This is a genomic window from Paenibacillus sp. Soil750 (genome assembly GCF_001428045.1).
In the GTDB taxonomy this organism is placed as follows: domain Bacteria; phylum Bacillota; class Bacilli; order Paenibacillales; family NBRC-103111; genus Paenibacillus_E; species Paenibacillus_E allorhizoplanae.
In genome coordinates, this window is sequence record NZ_LMSD01000014.1 from 88,025 (window position 1) to 107,740 (window position 19,716).

At 47.8% G+C, this 19,716-nt stretch carries 15 protein-coding genes and 1 riboswitch; of the genes, 14 read left to right on the forward strand and 1 reads right to left on the reverse strand.

Features of this window, described 5'->3' with window-relative positions; all coding sequences use genetic code 11:
• Complete coding sequence (locus ASL11_RS18065; protein ID WP_056617613.1) at positions 1-786, forward strand: ABC transporter permease; 786 nt, start codon at positions 1-3, stop codon at positions 784-786.
• Positions 787-871: 85 nt separating this feature from the next.
• On the opposite strand, the gene ASL11_RS18070 is transcribed toward ASL11_RS18065, so the two are convergent.
• Positions 872-1,738, reverse strand: coding sequence for a YheC/YheD family protein (locus ASL11_RS18070; protein WP_063795617.1), 867 nt, complete (start codon positions 1,736-1,738; stop codon positions 872-874).
• A gap of 202 nt (positions 1,739-1,940) precedes the next feature.
• Between ASL11_RS18070 and ASL11_RS18075 the strand changes: the two genes are divergently transcribed.
• From ASL11_RS18075 to ASL11_RS18135, 13 genes are all read left to right on the forward strand, one after another.
• Complete coding sequence (locus ASL11_RS18075; RefSeq protein ID WP_063795618.1) at positions 1,941-3,134, forward strand: AMP-binding protein; 1,194 nt, start codon at positions 1,941-1,943, stop codon at positions 3,132-3,134.
• A gap of 14 nt (positions 3,135-3,148) precedes the next feature.
• On the forward strand, positions 3,149-4,114 hold the full coding sequence (gene sbnA, locus ASL11_RS18080) for a 2,3-diaminopropionate biosynthesis protein SbnA (protein ID WP_056617617.1): 966 nt from the start codon (positions 3,149-3,151) through the stop codon (positions 4,112-4,114).
• A gap of 16 nt (positions 4,115-4,130) precedes the next feature.
• Positions 4,131-5,111, forward strand: coding sequence for a 2,3-diaminopropionate biosynthesis protein SbnB (locus ASL11_RS18085; protein WP_056617620.1), 981 nt, complete (start codon positions 4,131-4,133; stop codon positions 5,109-5,111).
• A 1,121-nt stretch (positions 5,112-6,232) separates the two neighbouring features.
• Positions 6,233-7,510: a phytoene desaturase family protein gene (locus tag ASL11_RS18090; protein ID WP_056617623.1), complete on the forward strand. Its 1,278-nt coding sequence runs from the start codon at positions 6,233-6,235 to the stop codon at positions 7,508-7,510.
• Positions 7,511-7,547: 37 nt separating this feature from the next.
• Entirely contained in the window at positions 7,548-8,456 is a 909-nt protein-coding gene (locus ASL11_RS18095; RefSeq protein WP_056617626.1) for an RNA polymerase sigma-70 factor, read from the forward strand.
• 146 nt (positions 8,457-8,602) lie between these two features.
• A complete protein-coding gene (gene bcp / locus ASL11_RS18100; protein ID WP_056617629.1) occupies positions 8,603-9,085 on the forward strand; it encodes a thioredoxin-dependent thiol peroxidase in 483 nt (160 codons plus the stop codon).
• Positions 9,086-9,283: 198 nt separating this feature from the next.
• Entirely contained in the window at positions 9,284-10,750 is a 1,467-nt protein-coding gene (locus ASL11_RS18105) for a polysaccharide deacetylase (protein ID WP_056617631.1), read from the forward strand.
• Positions 10,751-10,814: 64 nt separating this feature from the next.
• Positions 10,815-11,792: an AAA family ATPase gene (locus tag ASL11_RS18110; protein ID WP_056617634.1), complete on the forward strand. Its 978-nt coding sequence runs from the start codon at positions 10,815-10,817 to the stop codon at positions 11,790-11,792.
• 10 nt (positions 11,793-11,802) lie between these two features.
• Complete coding sequence (locus ASL11_RS18115; RefSeq protein WP_056617637.1) at positions 11,803-13,014, forward strand: DUF58 domain-containing protein; 1,212 nt, start codon at positions 11,803-11,805, stop codon at positions 13,012-13,014.
• Positions 13,001-15,442, forward strand: coding sequence for a transglutaminase TgpA family protein (locus ASL11_RS18120; protein WP_056617638.1), 2,442 nt, complete (start codon positions 13,001-13,003; stop codon positions 15,440-15,442). Before ASL11_RS18115 ends, ASL11_RS18120 begins: the two co-directional genes overlap by 14 nt.
• Positions 15,443-15,553: 111 nt before the next feature.
• Entirely contained in the window at positions 15,554-17,092 is a 1,539-nt protein-coding gene (gene guaA / locus ASL11_RS18125; RefSeq protein ID WP_056617641.1) for a glutamine-hydrolyzing GMP synthase, read from the forward strand.
• Between the two features lie 156 nt (positions 17,093-17,248).
• Positions 17,249-17,611 carry a DUF1304 domain-containing protein gene (locus ASL11_RS18130; RefSeq protein ID WP_056617644.1) on the forward strand — a complete coding sequence of 121 codons (363 nt, stop codon included), beginning with the start codon at positions 17,249-17,251 and terminating at the stop codon, positions 17,609-17,611.
• 130 nt (positions 17,612-17,741) lie between these two features.
• Positions 17,742-17,842: riboswitch (purine riboswitch) on the forward strand.
• Positions 17,843-17,985: 143 nt separating this feature from the next.
• Positions 17,986-19,389, forward strand: a complete 1,404-nt coding sequence (locus tag ASL11_RS18135) for an NCS2 family permease (RefSeq protein ID WP_056617673.1) — start codon at positions 17,986-17,988, stop codon at positions 19,387-19,389.
• Positions 19,390-19,716: the final 327 nt, after the last annotated feature.

Genomic DNA, 19,716 nt, shown 5'->3' on the forward strand with positions numbered 1-19,716 from the left:
ATGTTCTATATCACCCTCATTTTTGATTATTTCAAAAACTACATGAAAACAAGGCTCACCTACCGATCCGATTTTTGGATTGAAGTGCTGTCCGACTTGTTATTCAATGGGTTGAATCTATTCTTCATTCTTGTCGTCTTTCTGCAAACGCAATCGCTAGGCGGCTGGAATCAAGAACAAATTTTGTTCATCTACGGTTATTTTATGATCCCATATGGCATATTTATTTCCTTTTTTAATCTGTGGGGCTTTAGCGAGCGCTACATTGTCAAAGGGGAAATGGATCGTATTCTAACGCGGCCGGCATATAATTTATGGCAGCTTATGCTCGAGAATCTCGATCCAGCTTCCATGTTCAGTGCACTGGCAGGTTTGGTTGTAATGATCTACTCCTGGGTGCAGTTGGATCTACCGTTCCACTGGCATGATCCGCTGATCTTCATCGTCATGGTGGTGGGCTCGATCCTCATTTATGCAGGCGTATACATCTCGTTGACCTCATTAGCCTTCTTCTCCGATGCGCCAACTGGCATCTTGCCGTTGATTTGGAACATTCAGAACTATGGTCGTTATCCAGCGACGATTTACAATAAGTTACTCAGAAGTATTCTGACGTGGATACTACCGTTTGCGTTCGTTGGTTTTTATCCAGCTGCCTATTTCATTGACCCTGAGAACTGGAAGTGGTTTGCTCTGCTAACTCCTGTGGTCGGCATCGTGTTCAGTGCGCTAGGTATCACAGTGTGGAATATTGGCGTGAAGCGCTATCGCGGCGCAGGTTCATAGCTCAAATCGTAAGGCCGTCTTACAAGGTAAATAACCTTGTAGGACGGCCTTATATCATTTATCTGGCAGAAACCTTGAAGAAAAATTATTCACTTTCCAAAGTCAGTTCGGAAGGTGGTTCTACGCTCGGGAGAGGCTGCTCGATTGAAGTGGTCGAAATGTGCCGTTTCGGTGCCTTCTTCGCCTTCGAGCAGGTCAAATCATACTTGCGGCCATTGGCTCTGCCGAATCGGACGATTTTGCGGATGATGGTTTGATCCGCTAGTTTGGTGAAGGGGCAGGGATCAGGCCTTGTGTTGACCTCGAGGATCCATGGCTTCAGCCGCTGATCGACGGCGATGTCGATGCCGAGCTCTTTCATGCCCGGGTAGGTGCGGCTTATTTGACCTGCGGTGAGATAGGCTACTCTTTCCATTTCATGCATAAGAATAGACGTTGCTTGGACACCGATTCGGGGTTCCAGGAGGTCATAAGGACTGTAGATGGTGCCGCCCTGACTGCCATTGGTGACAGCTTTCTGTGGATGAGCGACCCTGGCTGCAGTCCCCGTACATTCCCATTTCCCCGAAGGGTTTCGCTGAATCATGACACGGAAGTCATAGGGATTGCCTTCGTGCGTTAGCACGTGAATACCTTTTTGAATGAGATAGCGCTTGGTGCCGCAGCGGTGCCTCAGGGATTGGTACAGCTTTTCAAATGTAGGAAAGCGATAGATGTGTATACCGCTTTGATAGCGGTAAGTCCCTCCTCGTTTCTCGACGCGTATAACACCTATCCCGAGGGAACCGATATCGGGTTTAACATAGAGCATGCCGTGCTGGGCGAGCATGGCAGATAGTCGATATCGCTCAAAAGGATGTGTAGTTGGCACATACTTTCTTAATTTAGCATTCCGCAGCATGATGCGCGTTTTTATCCATTTGCTTGAAACGGCCTTCAGTGAACTTGTCATGGTGATGATCCTCTCTCTAACCGAGTTTGGCGTTTCATTATTTCAATATGATATGAGCGACGATGGAGGCGGGTGAACAAGGAAATGATTTAGGTAATTAGGAAAAAAGAACGATGGGCGGGAAGGTCGCATAGAATATGTAGTCAGGTGGATTTGGGTTAGAGGTGCAGTTAGTAGAGCTGAGAGGAGGAGCCGCACGTCTATGCGCATAAAGGAAGTTATACAAAAGATGAAGCGGCAATTTCCCTGGTTGCTATCAGGACACGAACAGGAAGAGCACGCTGCACTACCGCTAGTGTCAGCTGGCATGTTGGAATCGTATTACTACACGGATGCCAACCCGTTTCTACAGGTTGAGGAAATGAATCGGTATCAAACGTCAGGTACGAGTTCGAAGCGGCGGAAGACGATTTTTTACTCCCGCTCAGATGAAGAAGCTTATCTGCGAATTAAACTGGACGTGTTCCGAACTATTCTGGAAGGCACACGTTATCGAACTGCGATGGCAGACATGGGTACAGGGCATGCGGAAGCAACGGCCGTCGAGGTGTTTCGCGAGCTCGGCATGGAGGTGGAATCGGTATCCTTTCGGCTTCCGATCGAGCAGCATATTGAGCGGCTTCAAAGCTTTAGACCCGAGGTGCTATATACGATGCCGTCGATTTTGGATCGGATTTTGCAAGCGTCGGAGAATCCTGCCCACTATGGCATCCAGCATGTCATTCTCGTTGGGGAGATTGCTTCACCAGGTTGGAGACAACGCACGGCTGAAAGACTGGGGATAGCCGAGACGCAGGTCACCGATACGTACGGATCTATCGAAATTGGGACGATTGCCTACTTTTCACACGATCATGGTAGGTATTTATTTGCGGAGGGCATCGTCGCAGAGGGTGTCAAAGCAGAGCTGCTCGATGGCGATCTGGAGCCGCTACCGGATGAGTTGGAGCAAGTTCTGGTCCTCACCTCAACCGTTAGGGACGCATTCCCAGCGCTGCGCTATGTCACCTACGATGTCGTACGTGATTTGAAAGCTATTGATGTGGATGGCATTCCTACGCAGAGCTTTCAGAGTGTTGTAAAGCGCATCGGACCAGACCTGAAGCACGGGGAGAAAATCAGTATCTATGACATCGAGGATGTCGTCTATCGTCATCTGCGAGAAGCTAGTGTTCGTGTACAGGTGAGTGGCAATGCATTGACTGTCTATGTCTTCAGTGCACTGGCAAAACCAGTCGTTCTGAACAGCATTCGTGCAGATGTGGAGAGCTGTATTCCAGCTATCGGCATGATGATTAAGGCGAAACTTTTGGATGGTATCCAAGTTATCGGGGGCACCTATGAGGATTCACAGAACCGCACCTCCGTAAAAAATAAAAAGATTTTTTACACGTAAAGGAGGGGAAGCGAATGGAGCTTGAAGGAGGAATTGTCCAAGCGATCGGACATACGCCGCTTATTCGGCTATCACGTTTGTTTAAGGATCAACCCTTTGAGGTTTATGGCAAAATGGAGTGGATGAACCCCGGCGGCAGCGCCAAGGATCGGCCAGCTTTGTTCATGCTGCGGGAGGCGATCCGCCGTGGTGAGGTGACGAGCGAGAGTGTCATTGTGGAGTCGAGCTCCGGCAATTTGGCGATTAGTCTCGCTCAACTTTGCCGGTATCTAGGGCTTCGCTTCATCTGCGTTGTCGATCCGCGTACGACGCAGCAGCATTTGCAAATCATCCGCAGCTTCCACGGGGAGATTGACCTCGTTACCGTGCCGGATGAGGCGACGGGCGAGTTTCTGCCAGCACGCATACGGCGAGTAGCGGAGCTGGTGAGTCAAATCCCAAATGCCTACTGGACGAATCAGTATGGAAGTCCAGACAATGCGCTGGCTCATAGCGAGACAACGATGCGGGAAATTGGCGAGCAGTTAGGTATGGTTGACTATTTATTTTGTGGCGTCAGCTCATGTGGAACGATTCGAGGATGCATGGAGTACATTCGCAGTCGCGGATGGTCGACACAGATCGTGGCGGTGGATGCCGAAGGCAGTGTTATTTTTGGCGGAGAAAAAGGTTCAAGGAAATTCCCTGGACTAGGCGCAGGTATCACACCTGGCTTGCATCGACATGATGTTGCGGACAAAGTCATCTACGTATCCGATAGGGACTGTGTGGAGGGCTGCCGCGCATTAGTTCGTGAAGAGGCCGTTCTAGCAGGAGCTTCCTCCGGAGGTGTTATTTCGGCGATACGCAGACTGAACGAATCCATTCCACCTGGAGCGATTTGCGCAGCGATTTTGCCGGACCGTGGTGAACGATATTTGAATACGGTGTACAACGATGAATGGGTTGGGCGAGAGATAGGGTATACACCGAGTAACTAGCATGGGAGACTAGCGAATGTTGTATTTACAGGATGACCATATCCGAGAGATCGGAATCGATTGGAAGAAGCTAACCGACATCATTCAAGATGTCGTTGCCATACAAGACAGCGGGGATTGTGCTCATCCCTTGAAGCCGTACTTACGTTTCCGAGATCCGAAAAACCGGATTATTGCAATGCCTGCTTATGTAGGCGGTAACATCAATATCTCGGGTATTAAGTGGATTGCGAGCTTTCCAGATAATCGCCTTAAGGGACTTCCCAGGGCTCATAATACGCTGATTCTGAATAAACCGACGACAGGTGAGCCACTGGCATTTATCCACAGCGGACTGTTAAATGGTCTTCGGACCGCAGCGGTGAGCGGTGTAATGTTGAGTCAATTTGTGATGGTCAGGCAGCCTGACCGTTTGCGCATTCACTTAATCGGGTGGGGACCCATTGGGCGGCTGCATCTGGATATGTGTGTTGCTTTATTTGGCGAATGGATTGAAGAGGTTCGGATTTATGATCTGAATGGTGTCGAATTTGAAACGGTTCCTGTTGCTATTCGGAGCAGGACGCAAGTTATTAATGATTGGCGTATGGGCTACCGCGAGGCTAATGTGATTATGACGTGCACCGTGTCAGCGGAGAGGTACATTGATGAAGCCCCGCCTCGCGGTGCACTCCTTCTCAATGTTTCCCTCCGGGATTATAAACCGGAAAGCGTTGCTGACGTGAAAGCGATCATTGTGGATGATTGGCGCGAAGTATGCCGTGAGCAGACGGATATCGAGCAGCTGCACCTGTTGAATAACTTACAAGAATCGGATGTACACACCTTAGCCGATGTAGTGCTCCGCGACCAGCTTGCTAATGTGGAAGTGCACGAACCCGTTTTTTTCAATCCGATGGGCTTAGGCATCTTCGATATTGCTGTTGCAGGCTACTATTGGAGGGAAGCGTTACGGCTGCAAAAAGGAATTACGCTTGAGGGCAGTAAGTATAAGTAGCCAAGAGGAGTTAGTTTTCCTGAAGCTGCGGAACGACGTTCAACTATTTTGCTTAAACCAGCCAGTTCTAAGACGAAACGGAACGTGAGGGCGCTATTTCGCTGGAATGAAAGGTTTGTGTCCGAAATTCCATGAAATAGCGGATCCTCGTTCCGCAAATATTGGAAGTTGCAGATATTCACTCGAATGGCGGAAGGACGTTCCGTTTCATTGGGGAGAGTCTGTAGATGGTGTGGGGATAGGTAGAGGGAAAGGATTAGGTAGAGAATGTGTACAAGTTGATGTAAGTGTAATTTGTAATTGTGAGTAAGTGCAGCTCAACAGTGGTGCAGCTGGCGTTTGAATTGTAGTGGTTGGATGAATGAAGTGGTATAATTGCGATCCTGAATGGGATGATTACAAAAGTAAACAAGGGTCGTATCAGAGGTTGTTGTGGTAACAAAAGCCGCTTCTTTTTTATACTTATTCACATTTATCCACAAAGTTACCCACAAGTCCACAGGGCCTTAAGTCCCTATTGTGTATAACTTAGGTGATAGGTATTAACATATCCACATGTTGAGTTATCCACAGAAATTCGCCTGTGGATTATAAATTAATTGGTTTGCTACATTCAGTCCAACCCCAACCTTGTCTCGCCAACGCGCCCCCCACCTACGCTCTGCCTTAGCTGCTACTTATCTAACTAACTGGATTTTCTACATCTATTCGAACTGTTTTTCACGTTTCTGAGGGGTTAACTGGATTTCATACAGATAAATTTAAACTTTTGTCCCGATTCTTCAAAGTTACATGAAATTAACTACCGTTTTTACAGCTAATGCTGGAAAACCATCGAATCCACGAGAAATACCTGTATGTTATACAGCTAAACACGCGGACAAGCCACCTCAACTACCTCAATCCGTACTCGCCGCAGAACCATCCAATTAGGCACATCAATTCCTCACCTCAACCTACTTCTGCCCGCAAAACAAGGCACCTACTCACATCAACTCCTCACCTCAGCCCCCCCAATCACAAGCCTCAGCCCCGCATCCACATAATCCTTTCTGCTCTTGTCACAAAACACACGACTATTTCGCCTTATAGATATAAAGCGAAACTGGAGGATGATTAATATGACAAAATACGACACAGCCGTCATTGGCGGAGGCTTAGCTGGATTCATTGCTGCACTTGAAGTGGCCAACGGTGGCAGGAGTGTTGTTCTGCTGGAACGTTCGGGACGAATGGGTGGCAGAGCGATGACGAATAACAAAAATGGCGTACTTTTCAACCTTGGCGGACATGCGTTATACCGTGCAGGAGATGCTTTTCGCATTCTGCAAGAGCTTGGTGTTCGCATCGAAGGAGGCCCGCCTTCTGCAAAGGTCAATGCATTGTGGAACCAAGGAGTAGTGCCGATGCCGGCAACACCGCTCAGCATGCTCACATCTAAGCTGCTTTCGTGGTCCGGGAAACTGGGACTTCTGCGACTCGTCATACGGTTATCTAAAATGGACGCGAGCAAGGTTGGAAACGCACCGCTCAGACAGTGGGCAGAGCAAGAGATTGCTGATCCGATGGTTCGTCATATTTTTTACTCGTTGTGCCGAACGGCATCCTACACGTATGATCCAGATCATCAGCTTGCTGGTCCGGTGCTAGGGCAGGTACAGCGCTCATTAAAGGGAGTGCTGTACATCCACGGAGGCTGGCAAAAGATCGTCGATCAGCTCCATCAGAAAGCGATTGATGCAGGTGTCCACATCATAAGTGGTTCCGACGTGAAAGAAATTGTGCATGGGAATGGTCAGGTGCAGGGCATCAAACTTGCTGGTGAAGAAATGGTTGAAGTATCGCATATCATCAGCACCGCATCCCCATCTGAGACCTACAAACTAGTCCCGAACGCAGACCACACGATATTGAAACAGTGGAAGGATGAAGCGCGCCCTTCGAAGGCTGCTTGCCTAGACTTAGCCTTGAGAAAACTCTCCGTTCCAGGTCGAGATGTAGCGATTGCGTTGGACCAACCGATCTTTTTCTCGCATCACACTTTAAATGCCAAGCTTAGTGAGGACGGTACACTCGTCGTGCATATGGTCAAATATAACGGACATGGGGAAAGTAATCCGAAAGATGACGAGCAAGCTCTTACTGCAGCCATGAATACCCTACATCCAGGTTGGGAAAAAGAAGTCGTTACAAAGCAGTTTCTGCCGAACATGACGGTTGTCCATGACACCTTACATGTAGGTAAGACCAATCTGCAAACTGGTCCAGACGTTAAGGGCATTCGAGGACTCTATGTAGCGGGTGACTGGGCAAGCCATGGCGAAATGCTCGCGGATGCCTCAGCGGCAAGTGCTAGACGTGCGGCTCAAGCTATTTTAAAAACGCCTCAGTTCGCTTAAAATTATCCTATAACAGTAGATCGGGAGGTGTGACAAGATGGAGATCACAGGAGCAGAAGCTTCCGAGCAGATCTATCTAAGTTATAGACCGTTAATGTTTTCACTAGCTTATCGCATGCTGGGCAGTGTAATGGATGCGGAGGATGTGGTGCAGGAGGCATTTCTGTATGCCAATGAGACGAATCTGGAGCATGTTCACAATCCCAAGGCTTATCTGTGCAAAATCGTGACCAACCGCTGCATCGATAACCTGCGCTCTGCCAGCAAGAAACGAGAGGTCTACGTCGGGCCTTGGCTGCCGGAGCCACTGATAACGACAAGCGCAAACGCGGATCGTCAGATCCTACCTGATCTCGCGTATACGCACAAAGAATCGCTTTCCACCGCATACCTTCTGCTTCTGCAGCAGCTGTCTTGGGTGGAGCGGGCAGTATTCTTGCTTCGCGAGGTCCTGCAGTATGAATACGATGAAATCGCGGAGATTGTGGGTAAAAGCAGCACGAATTGCCGTCAAATTTTCCGACGAGCCAAGAATGCGATAAGTCTCCCGCCAGAGCGGGCGAGTGAAACGAAACAAACGACAGCAATCGTGGAACAATTCGTACACGCATTAGTGTCAGGGAATATCGCTCAACTGTTAACCATCGTGAAATCCGATGCCATTCTATACTCTGATGGTGGAGGCAAGGTGAATGCGGCGACCAATCCTATCTTGGGGGTGGAGCGAATTGCCAAGTTCTTATCAGGCATTTTGGCCAAATTACCAGAGGACTATCGCTTTACCTTTACGACAGTGAACGGACAACTAGGCATTGTTGCGTATGTGAATAATCAGCCTAATAATGTGATGACTTTCCAACTAGAAGAGGGGCAGATCAAGGCTTTCTATATCGTCGTGAATCCTGATAAACTGAAGCACATCGAACCATGGCAAACGGAAGCGTGAGGTCTTAACCTCTTATTATAGAAAGCTGCTCAGGAGTCAATACGATTCGTAGCAGCTTTTTTCCGTTTGATGTCATCCGGGGAATGTCGCATAATGGGAGGAAGTCAAGATTTACATAGCAAGACGAGAAAGAGGAGAGAGCCGTATTGAAAAAAGGAAGTGAAACGGCAGTAACTAAGCGTAAGGCGCCAGCCTTCTCGCTGCCTGCCTCCAATGGAGAGAAAGTTTCTTTAGCCGATTATAAAGGGCGTAAAGTTGTTATTTATTTTTACCCACAAGACAATACACCAACCTGTACCCAACAATCCTGCGACTTTCGAGACTACAATGGGAAATTCGCGGAGTTAGGTGTAGAAGTGATCGGTATCAGTCCGGATGAACTGAAATCGCATGACAAATTTATTGCGAAGTACGAGCTGCCGTTCCTCCTGCTTTCAGACACCAATCATAAGGTAGCAGAGAAGTATGGCGTATGGGCGTTGAAAAAGCTGTATGGCCGCGAGTACATGGGCATTATTCGATCGACCTTTCTAATTAACGAAAAAGGATACATTGTGAAGGAATGGAGTAAAGTGAAGATTAAAAATCACGTGCAGTCTGTACTGGATGCTGTGATAGAAATGAAGTAGACTGCTTAGAATCTCGTATTCGTCAACTTATTTAGTAGAGATACGCGCACCAGCTTCTTCCATATATAAGGGATAATGAGTCCCAAAGCGATGCTTCTCCTTGCGGAGAGGGATCGTTTTTTTATGTCATACTCGCGCACCTCCGCCCATATAATCTATCAGATGTCAAAATGATAGAACATGCGGAGGGATCATCGGATGCGCTCACAGGTAAAAGCCCCAAACAACGGACGACTACGATTTCAAATCATGATGGTTGTTGTTTTACTAGTTTCACTCTTGATTGGTAGCATGCCGGCCAAAGCCGCGGACAATGAAGCTGATCCATCTGTACAAGAGACGTTTGGGCAGCTTCAAGCAGGAAAGCGACTGAAGAGTGAGAGGACTTATGTAACACCGGAGCAGCCTACTGTATATCTGACGTTTGATGATGGTCCTAGCAAGTTGACGAATCAGGTGCTGGATATTTTAGATAAAGAAGATGTTAAAGCAACGTTCTTCGTACTTGGTGAACAAGCGAAAGCACATCCTGCTGAACTCAAAAGAATCGTAAAAGACGGTCATGCCATCGGCAATCATACCTATAATCATGTTTATAAAGAGCTTTATAGTGATTTTCAAACCTTTTGGAACCAAATCCAGCGCAGCGAGGATGTTATTTCAAATATCGTGGGAATACGACCTCAACTCGTACGAGCACCTGGCGGGACAGCTACGAATTTTGACGCCTACTACTTTTATTTGATGGAGCAAGCAGGCTATATAATGGAGGATTGGAATGTCGACAGTGGAGACTCCAAGAGGGCGAACGTGCCTGTGAATGAAATTTGGCAGACGGTGAAAGCTTCCCCCCTTGACCACGAGATTAACATTCTGTTTCACGATGGAACAGGCCATGAATCTTCCGTCCAAGTACTACCTCAAGTGATTAGCTATTACAAAAAGCTAGGCTACGCCTTCGCCACGTTGACAGATCAAGTGAAGCCCAAACAATTCGCCATCACGAAGCCGAAATGGTCGCGGAACATGAGTTTGAAGCAATTCCAAGGCATGATAGATCAGACGCAGCAATATGCAGTCGCTCATCCTAGCCCGTCGGATCTCGTGAAGCAGGCAGAGGAAAAGCGCCTCGCGCAGAAGCTTGAGGCAGAAGCTGAAGAGAAAGCTAAAGCGAAGAAGGAAGAAGAAGCGGAGGCTGCGCGTATTCTAGCGAAGCAAGCTGCTTTGCCTCTGCAGGTTCATGTACTCGGAGGGAATACGTTTTCCATAGAACCTTCCATTTATAAGCTGCATGCGAATCAAATAGAGTTGCCTTTGCGCTATCTGATCGAGAAGATGGGTGGGAAAGTAGCGTGGCAAGCGGATACGAAAACAGCCAATGCCCATTATGGCATTTATGATATGGACTATGATCTTGTGAATAGAAGCATTAGTTTGTTCACTTTAGGGAAGCAAACAGCCTATTATTCGTTAGCGGATATGAATATGCAGGATAATCAAATTATCGTGCCACTGCGCAAAACGATCGTATCGCTCGGAGGCCGTATTACGAATGCTGTTATGGATCCCGACTACCGTGAGGTTTCTATGGCGCTGCGTCCCCTTCACTTTTTTAAAGAAAATAATACTATTCTCAAAAACTCTCTATTTGCAATGGGAGGATAGTGTCTAAAAGAGTAGAGAGATGGAAAAACTAGAAGCATACCCTTATAAAGGAGGCTTCTTGTCTATGGCATCGAAAACCCGAATATTCGATCAACCGCAGCCTCTTGTGGAACGGATGATCATGAACGTAGAGAAAGTGATAGTTGGCAAAAGAGATACGATAGAGAAAGCTTTTATCGCGATGTTGAGCGGCGGGCATCTACTGCTAGAGGACGTTCCTGGTGTAGGTAAAACCATGCTAGCACGCGCGTTAGCCAAAACGATCGGTTGCGAGTTTAAGAGAATTCAATGCACGCCAGACCTGCTTCCTTCGGATGTGACAGGTGTTTCTGTTTTTAATGTCAAAAGCAATGAGTTTGAGTTTAGGCCAGGGCCATTAATGACGTCTGTCGTACTTGCGGATGAATGTAATCGGACCTCCCCGAAGACGCAGTCTGCTTTCCTGGAAGCGATGGAAGAAAAACGAGTGACCATTGACGGCACAAGTTATGAGTTGCCGAAACCATTCGTCGTCATCGCGACGCAAAATCCGATGGATTATGAAGGCACGTACGCGCTGCCGGAAGCGCAGATGGATCGGTTTATGATGAAGCTCTCACTTGGCTATCCAACGCATGATCAAGAGATTCTGATGTTGGATCGACTGCAGGATCGTCACCCGTTGGAAAGCTTGAAGCCTGTTATTGTGCAGGATGAGTTTGTGCAATTACAGAAAGAAGCGGCCATGATCAATGTGGATAACACGTTAAAAGACTTTATCGTTCGCTTAGCTTTAGCGACGCGAGATCATGCTGATTATTACATAGGCGCAAGTCCGAGGGCGTCTTATGCGTTGATGCGTGCCGCACAAACGGCGGCGTACGTGAAAGGGAGAACCTTTGTTGTCCCGGATGATATTAAGGATTTGGTTATACCTTTGTGGACGCACCGGCTTATTCTCACATCGGATGCGCGCATGATGGGCCGTTCGGCAGAACTCATTCTTCAGGGCTTACTAGATGGCATGCAAACACCAGTTCTTCGTTATGTCACAGCGAAGTAGGGGGCATGACATGAAAAGCTGGGGGAAGACGACGCTATTGCTTGTAAGTTGTGTGTTGGTGATCTTCTTGGCTTATAGCCAAGGCGGGGTTGCTGCGTGGTATCTAGGCATTTGTTTATCGTTAATCTGGATACAGGCAGGATTATTTTATGTATTTGCGCTGAAAGGTTTGAACTTGAATCGGCGCCTGTCAGGTGACGTGTTTCTCGCAGGTGAAGATGTGACAATTGTGCTTGAGATGCAGCATCGTTCCTGGGTTCCCCTGCCATGGCTGCTGTTGAAAGAAACTTGGATCCATGAAGGAAATGGGAGAAAGCTGACGTACAGCAAGCTGCTTTTCCCTTGGTTTCAGAAGTCGATTTTGCTGCCTTACAAAATGACCCATCTCATGCGAGGCAGCTACCGCTTTGCTCACCTTGAAGCTTCGGCAGGGGACCTCTTTGGCTTCGCACTTCGCAAAATACTGAGGGAAGATTTACAACGTTATGTTGTGTATCCACGGCCGGATGCATTGGGGCGGAGCGGGATGACCTTCCAATCGGAGGAAGGTTCTACAACGCTTAGTTCAAAGGGCGAAACGCCGCTGATCAGCTCCGTTCGCGACTACGTCAGCGGTGATCCGTATCACCGCATTCACTGGAAATCGACGGCTCGCCTGAGCCGTCTGATGACCAAAGACCCCGAGCAGGCCGCCTCCACGAAGTGGATGCTGCTGCTCGATGTCACGCCTGCGGCGGGCCCAGCAGAAGCGGCGCAGCCGCTGCTGGAGAAGGGCGTCGCCCTCGCGGCTGGCTTCTTCGAAGCCGCCGCAAGTGGGCGAGAGAGCTGCGGCTTCGCCTGCAGCTCCGCAAGTGTAAGGCGAATCGCGCCGACGATTCGCCCTGACCTGACGCTCGCGTACGAAGTACTCGCGAGCGTTGGCGGCAAGCCCGCCCTGTCCTTTCCTGACCTCGTCAGGAAAGAGGCGGCAGACTTGCCGCTGCATGCGTCGATGCTGTGCATCACATCGACGCTGGATGTGGCGCTGGTGCGCGCAATCGCAGATAGCGGCACCAGGCGCAGAGCCGTGCACGTGATCTACGTGCACGCGCGGCCTTCCCTCTCGGTCGCAGAGCGAGAGGGGGCTTCTCAGCTGCAGGCCGCAGGCTGCAGCTTCACGGAAGTGCCGCATCCGCAGAGCCAGTGGCCAAGGCAAGGAGGTGTTGCGGATGCAACCGCTTGAACCACGCCGCGGGCTGCCTGCGCGCTCTCGCACTTCGCTTTTTAAAAAGTCTCACTCAGGCACTTCACGATCTCGCACTTCGATTTCAGGCAGTTCGCCATTGAATTCGTCGTTGCACGCAGGCATCTCACACGCTAGCAATCCACAAGCCAATCCTTCCCACCCAGACACATCATCTCACAACCCATCAAAACTCATCTTCCGCGCAGACAACTTGCCGCCACAACACAATAGTCTCTTCCGAGATGGCCTCATCACCCTGCTGCTCTTTCTCCTTCTTTCGGAATGGCTGCGACCTTTGGCTTGGATGGGCGACGAGTTGATCCAAATTGGACCGATACTTGTTGTGTTTGCACTGTGTCTTGCACTGGATTGCTTCCGGGTCCCTTACGGATGGGGATGGCTGGCGAAGTGCAGCATTATCGTGGTTTTTATAGGCTATATGTTTAACCGCGAGACCTTGCTTGCTGGGGGATGGATTCTCTCGTTAGTGAGAACACTCGCGCAGGATTTTGTATATATCGTACAGGCACATTTTGATCTTATCAGCGGTGAAATGCGCACGCTCCTGTTTCTAATGGGTTGGGCGTTGCTGCTTTCGGTTGTTCAAGCTCTAATGCTCCAAAGACAGCACAGTCTTTGGTTTGTGATGGCGACCTTAATCTATCTCGTAGGTATACAGCTCGTATTAGGGGCAGATACCGTCCAAGGAATTATACGCACATTAGGTTATGGGTTGATCCTGATGGCTCTTCTCAATCTTTCGAGAATTGAACAGACCTATCGTGTGACAACTGTGCGTTCACGTCATTATTTGCAGTGGTTGATCATTAGCGTGATCGTCGTTGGTATGTTGTCTGGCCTTGGTTGGTTGTCGGCCAAGCAAACCGAGTCCGAGCCTTTGATGAAGCCAGTAAGCTGGGCGCATTGGTATGATCGTTTGTTCGAGCTCTATGAGGACGATACGGGAGTAAGTCAAGCCGTGGCGACTTCTGGGTATGGCCAGAACGATACGACCTTAGGAGGTCCACTCCAAGTGGACACTTCGCCAGTGTTTACGGCCAAAACCTCTGAACTTACCTACTGGCGCGGCGAATCCAAAAGCTTCTACGATGGCAAAGGCTGGACCCAGCCTACTCAGAAGCTAGAACCTTTCGTGGCCTCTAGTTCATCGGTAACAGCTCCGGTCATTGTGCAGGAGATTTTAATGAATGAGAAGGCGGCGAATAAGCAATTGTTCGTAGGTGGTGGGCTGCGGAGCGTTGATATGATGCTGAGTGAGAAAGGGAAGCTGATTTCTCCTGGGAGTCTGTTAAGTTCCGAAACGAGTGGCTTAACGACCTTGCCGGAGATCGCTGACCCTCTTTCTTATTACAAAATAACCGTTCAACCTATTAAAGAAAATCCTGACCTTTTGAACACAGATATCGCACCTTATCCAGAAGAGATTACGCGGGAATATTTGCAATTGCCAGAGTCGTTGCCGCGGACGGTACGAAGTACGGCTGAGCAAGTTACCGTAAATCGGTTGACGCCTTATGCCAAGGCAGTAGCGATCGAGCAATATTTGAGCCAAACTTTTCCCTACAGTCTCGAAAAGCCTACCAATCCCAGCCGAAGCGAAGATTTCGTTAGTCATTTCCTGTTCGTTGATCGAACAGGGTATTGCGATCATTTTTCAACGGCCATGGTGGTTATGCTTCGTTCTGTCGGTGTACCTGCTCGGTGGGTGAAGGGGTTTGCTCAAGGGACAGTAGACGCCACCGATGACAATGGGCTGCGCGAGGTAGTTGTCCGCAATCAAGATGCGCATTCTTGGGTTGAAGTCTATTTCCCTTCGATGGGATGGGTGCCATTCGAGCCGACACCTGGTTTCTCAGGGATATCCGTGGATCAACCTAGAGATATGTTAACGACAGCAACAATGGAGCAGCTTGGGATGACAGCTTCCCTTACGAATACACCGGTGACGAAATCCGTCATTTCCAAATCGAGTGAATGGTTGCACACGATGAAGAATAATCTCATCCAATTAGTAAAGGCTTATAAGAGTGCCGTTTTTGTTCTGATTTGCAGTATCTGTTTACTTGTTGGTCTATATGTCGTACTAAGACGGCAAGGATACTTGTTGCGCAGAACGGTGGAGTTCTCAAGTTACAACAATGGATCTCTTAATCAGCAACATCCGTTGACGCCGTATATGGATCGACTGTGGAGACAGCTTTTCCGCAAATATGGTGTAAAGCCTGCCAATCAAACGGTTCGCGAATATGTCATGAATCTCCAAGTGACCCATCAAGGGCAGCAACAGGCACTGATGGCTTTCGCTCACATCTATGAAAGTGTCCGCTACGATCCGGCGCGTGCTTTGGCCTATTCGAAGCGGGAAATTGCAACAATTTGGAAAGCCATTCAAAAGACACATTAAATCCCCTTTACATCCTAGGTGCCTAATGTTTAAAATTAGTACCTAGAAATAGCGGTAAGTGGACAAGGGTTCTACCCAATCTTCAATCGCTATGAACCTAGGAGGTCGGATATGAGTAAACCAAGTGAATTGATCGTCGTTTTAGATTTTGGAGGCCAATATAACCAACTGATTGCTAGACGAATCCGTGATTTAGGCGTTTACAGCGAATTGCTGCCGCACAATACAACGGTTGATAAAATTCGTGAGATTAACCCTAAGGGGATCGTATTCTCCGGCGGACCTGCAAGTGTTTATGGCGAAGGAGCTCCTTCGGTTGATGCTGGCATTTTCGATTTGGGTATTCCGATCTTAGGCATTTGCTATGGCATGCAGTTGATTGCCCACCAATTGAACGGGAAAGTCGAACGTGCACATACACGTGAATATGGCAAAGCAGATCTAGAGTTCTCGAACCAAAGCCCACTAGTCAAAGGCCTAGAGGCGAAACAAACCGTATGGATGAGTCATGGTGACCATGTTTCCGCTCTACCTGAAGGTTTTGTTGTTGAAGCTAGCACGGAGTCACTTCCAATTGCTGCAATGAGCAACCGTGATCGCAAAATTCATGCAGTCCAATTCCACCCAGAGGTTCGTCACTCAGTTCAAGGGAACGAAATGATTCACAACTTCATCTACGAAGTGTGTGGTTGTGTCGGCGATTGGACGATGTCATCCTTCGTGGAAGATATGATTAAAGAACTTCGTGCAGAAGTTGGCGATAAAAAAGTGCTTTGCGCACTAAGCGGCGGTGTAGATTCCTCCGTTGTTGCGATCTTGCTTCATAAAGCAATCGGCGCGCAATTGACATGTATGTTCATTGACCATGGTTTGCTTCGTCAAGGTGAAGGCGAAAGCGTTATGGAGACGTTTGTCGGCAAATTTGATATGAAGGTTGTCAAAATCGATGCAAAAGATCGTTTCCTCGGCAAATTGGCTGGTGTAGCGGATCCAGAGCAAAAACGTAAAATCATAGGCACCGAATTCATTCGTGTTTTCGAAGAAGAGTCAAGCAAGTTTGACGACTTCACTTACTTGGCGCAAGGCACGTTGTATACGGATATTGTAGAAAGTGGTACAGCTACCGCACAAACGATCAAATCGCATCATAACGTTGGCGGTCTGCCGAAAGATATGAAGTTCAAGCTAATTGAACCATTGAAAACACTATTCAAAGACGAAGTTCGTAAAGTCGGTGAAGAGTGTGGTCTACCTTCTGCAATCGTATGGAGACAGCCGTTCCCAGGTCCTGGTCTAGCCATCCGTGTTCTAGGTGAAGTTACCGAGGATAAGCTGAAAATTGTTCGTGAATCCGACGCCATCCTGCGCGACGAAATCGCCAAAGCTGGCCTAGATCGCGAGATCTGGCAGTACTTCACGGCGCTTCCTGGCATGAAAAGCGTAGGCGTTATGGGCGATGCTAGAACATACTCCTACACAGTAGGTATCCGCGCAGTAACATCCATCGATGGTATGACTGCTGACTGGGCTCGTATTCCTTGGGATGTGCTTGAGAAAATTTCCGTTCGTATCGTAAATGAGGTTGAGAACGTGAATCGTATCGTGTACGATATTACGTCCAAGCCGCCAGCTACGATTGAGTGGGAATAGATTGCGAGTTTAATCAACTCCAATAGTGTGGAAGAGAGACTCTCTTGAGCTGTAGACCAGCTGGAAGAGAGTCTTTTATTTTGAGCGATTTGACTGGATAAATATGTTACATTAATAGGAACACCTAATAATTGGAGTATGAATGGAGGAATAGTTATGGCAATGATTGCAATGATTTTGGTCGGACTTGTTGCACTTGAGCATTTGTACATCCTAGTGTTGGAAATGTTCTTGTGGACAACCCCGCGCGCGATGAAGTCGTTCGGTATGACAAAAGAGAATGCTCAGATTACAAAAAGCTTGGCTGCCAATCAAGGGCTATACAATGGTTTTCTAGCAGCAGGTCTTGTGTGGGGCCTTGTCCATCCAGACGCTTCGGTCGGGCGATCAATCGAGATTTTTTTCCTCGTGTGCGTGCTCGTGGCAGCTGTATTCGGAGGAGCCACCGCGAAAAAATCAATTCTACTCGTGCAGGGATTGCCTGCTCTTGCGGCGTTAGTTTTCGTCCTTCTTACTTAGAAGTATCGGCTATGATTGCCATTGAATGGGAATATGAAAGTAAACTAGAAAAAGACGAACGATATGGGAAACTTTACCCTGTTATTGTTCGTCTTTTTTATTGACACTTGCTCAATTCTTCACTAGAATATGAAATTGGATAACAGTTTTTCGTATAATCTCGGGAATTGGCCTGAGAGTTTCTACGAGATCACCGCAAATGATCTGGCTACGAAAAAAAGGAACGGTATCCGTATGAGTTTTTACGTGCGACTTCACACATTGAAGGCAGCCCTCATATGGACGGCTCCTTTTTCGTACCCGGAATCAGGCAACATGATTCCGGGTTTTTTGCTGTTCCCCACCATTCGTTTAGGAGGAGTAGGAAAATGGATTTGGATCGTTTTTTTAAATTGAAACAAAATGGCACCACGGTAAGAACAGAAATCATGGCGGGGATTACGACGTTCATGACTATGGCTTACATCCTTGCGGTAAATCCAGATGTATTAAGTGCATTTAAATCAGGGGCAACTGGCGGAGACTGGACTTCCATTTTCTTAGCAACAGCGATTGCGGCGGGCGTGATGACGATTGCAATGGGACTTTTCGTAAACTTTCCTGTGGCACTAGCACCGGGAATGGGCTTGAATGCTTACTTCGCGACGATTATTTTGACCTCACAAGGTAAATTTACGTTTTCGATGGCACTCACGGCCGTGTTTATCTCCGGGATTATCTTTATCATCCTAACGGTTACGAAAATTCGTCAAATGCTTCTAGTCGCTATCCCAGATAGCTTGAAGCATGCGATCACAGTAGGGATTGGGTTGTTTATTGCCATGATCGGTTTCAAAAACAGCGGCATTCTCAGCGTTGCAGTTGAAGCTGGTAATGATATTAAAGCACATCAGTATACAGAAGTTCTTTCGTTTGAAACGATCTTTCACCTAGGTTCATTAGAAGATAAAGGTGTTATTTTAACCATCGTAGGTATTCTATTGATCTCCATCTTAATGGTGCTTCGTGTTCGTGGCGCGATCTTGTTTGGAATTCTTGCAACAACAGTTGTTGGTTATTTCATGGGTATGGTGGATCTAGGTACGCTAACTAGTGACAAAACAACTTGGGTACCCGATATGTCCAAACTACGCTTTGCTGATTTTGATTTTGCAGGCATTATGACAACCGGGATCGTTTCCGTTATTGCTACATTTACTTTCGTTGAGTTATTCGATACCTTCGGTACAATGGTAGGAACTGCTTCCCGCGCAGGTATTATGAAGAACAAAGAAGAAGGCAACAAACGTGTAGGTAAAGCAATGTTCGTTGATGCAATCGGTGTTAGCGGCGGCGCATTGGTTGGTACAAGTACGGTAACGGCATTCGTAGAGAGTGCAGCAGGTGTAGCAGAGGGAGGACGTACAGGTCTAACGGCTGTAACGACAGGCGTATGTTTCTTGCTAGCTCTGTTCTTGGCGCCAATTGCTATGTTGATTCCAGGTTCGGCGACTGCGGCAGCGTTGATTGTTGTTGGTGTTCTCATGGTTCAATCCATTAAAGAGATCGACTTCCAAGACTTCGTTGTTGCGATCCCAGCTTTCCTTACACTTGTATTGATGCCTTTCACATACAACATTGCGAACGGAATTTCCTTCGGAATCGTGACTTATGTGGTTCTAGCTACAGCAGCTAATTTAGGTGGCAAAAGTGAGAAGAAATACAACGTCCACTGGTTAATGTGGATTCTAGCCCTTCTAATTATTGCTCGATACGTCTTTATTGGAAGTCAAGGTTAAAATAAGGTAGGGCTCTGGTGCATTTGTGCCAGGGCCTTTTTCATTCCGTTTATTTCCATGTCGAAAAAACTTGCAATCCCTTGGGGGATTTGTTATATTACTCCTTGTCGCTTCGGCGGTCGAACGAAAGAACGAGAGATTCGAAAGAAACTTAAAAATAGTTCTTGCATTCGAATGAGTTGATGTGATATATTACTTCTCGCTGCTTCGGTAACACGGCAGTGGACGGAAGAAATTGATCTTTGAAAACTGAACAACGAGTGAGTAAGCACAGTCGAGTAATCGACTATAAAAGAGATTGCAAAATCTCGCTAGCTTCAAATGAGC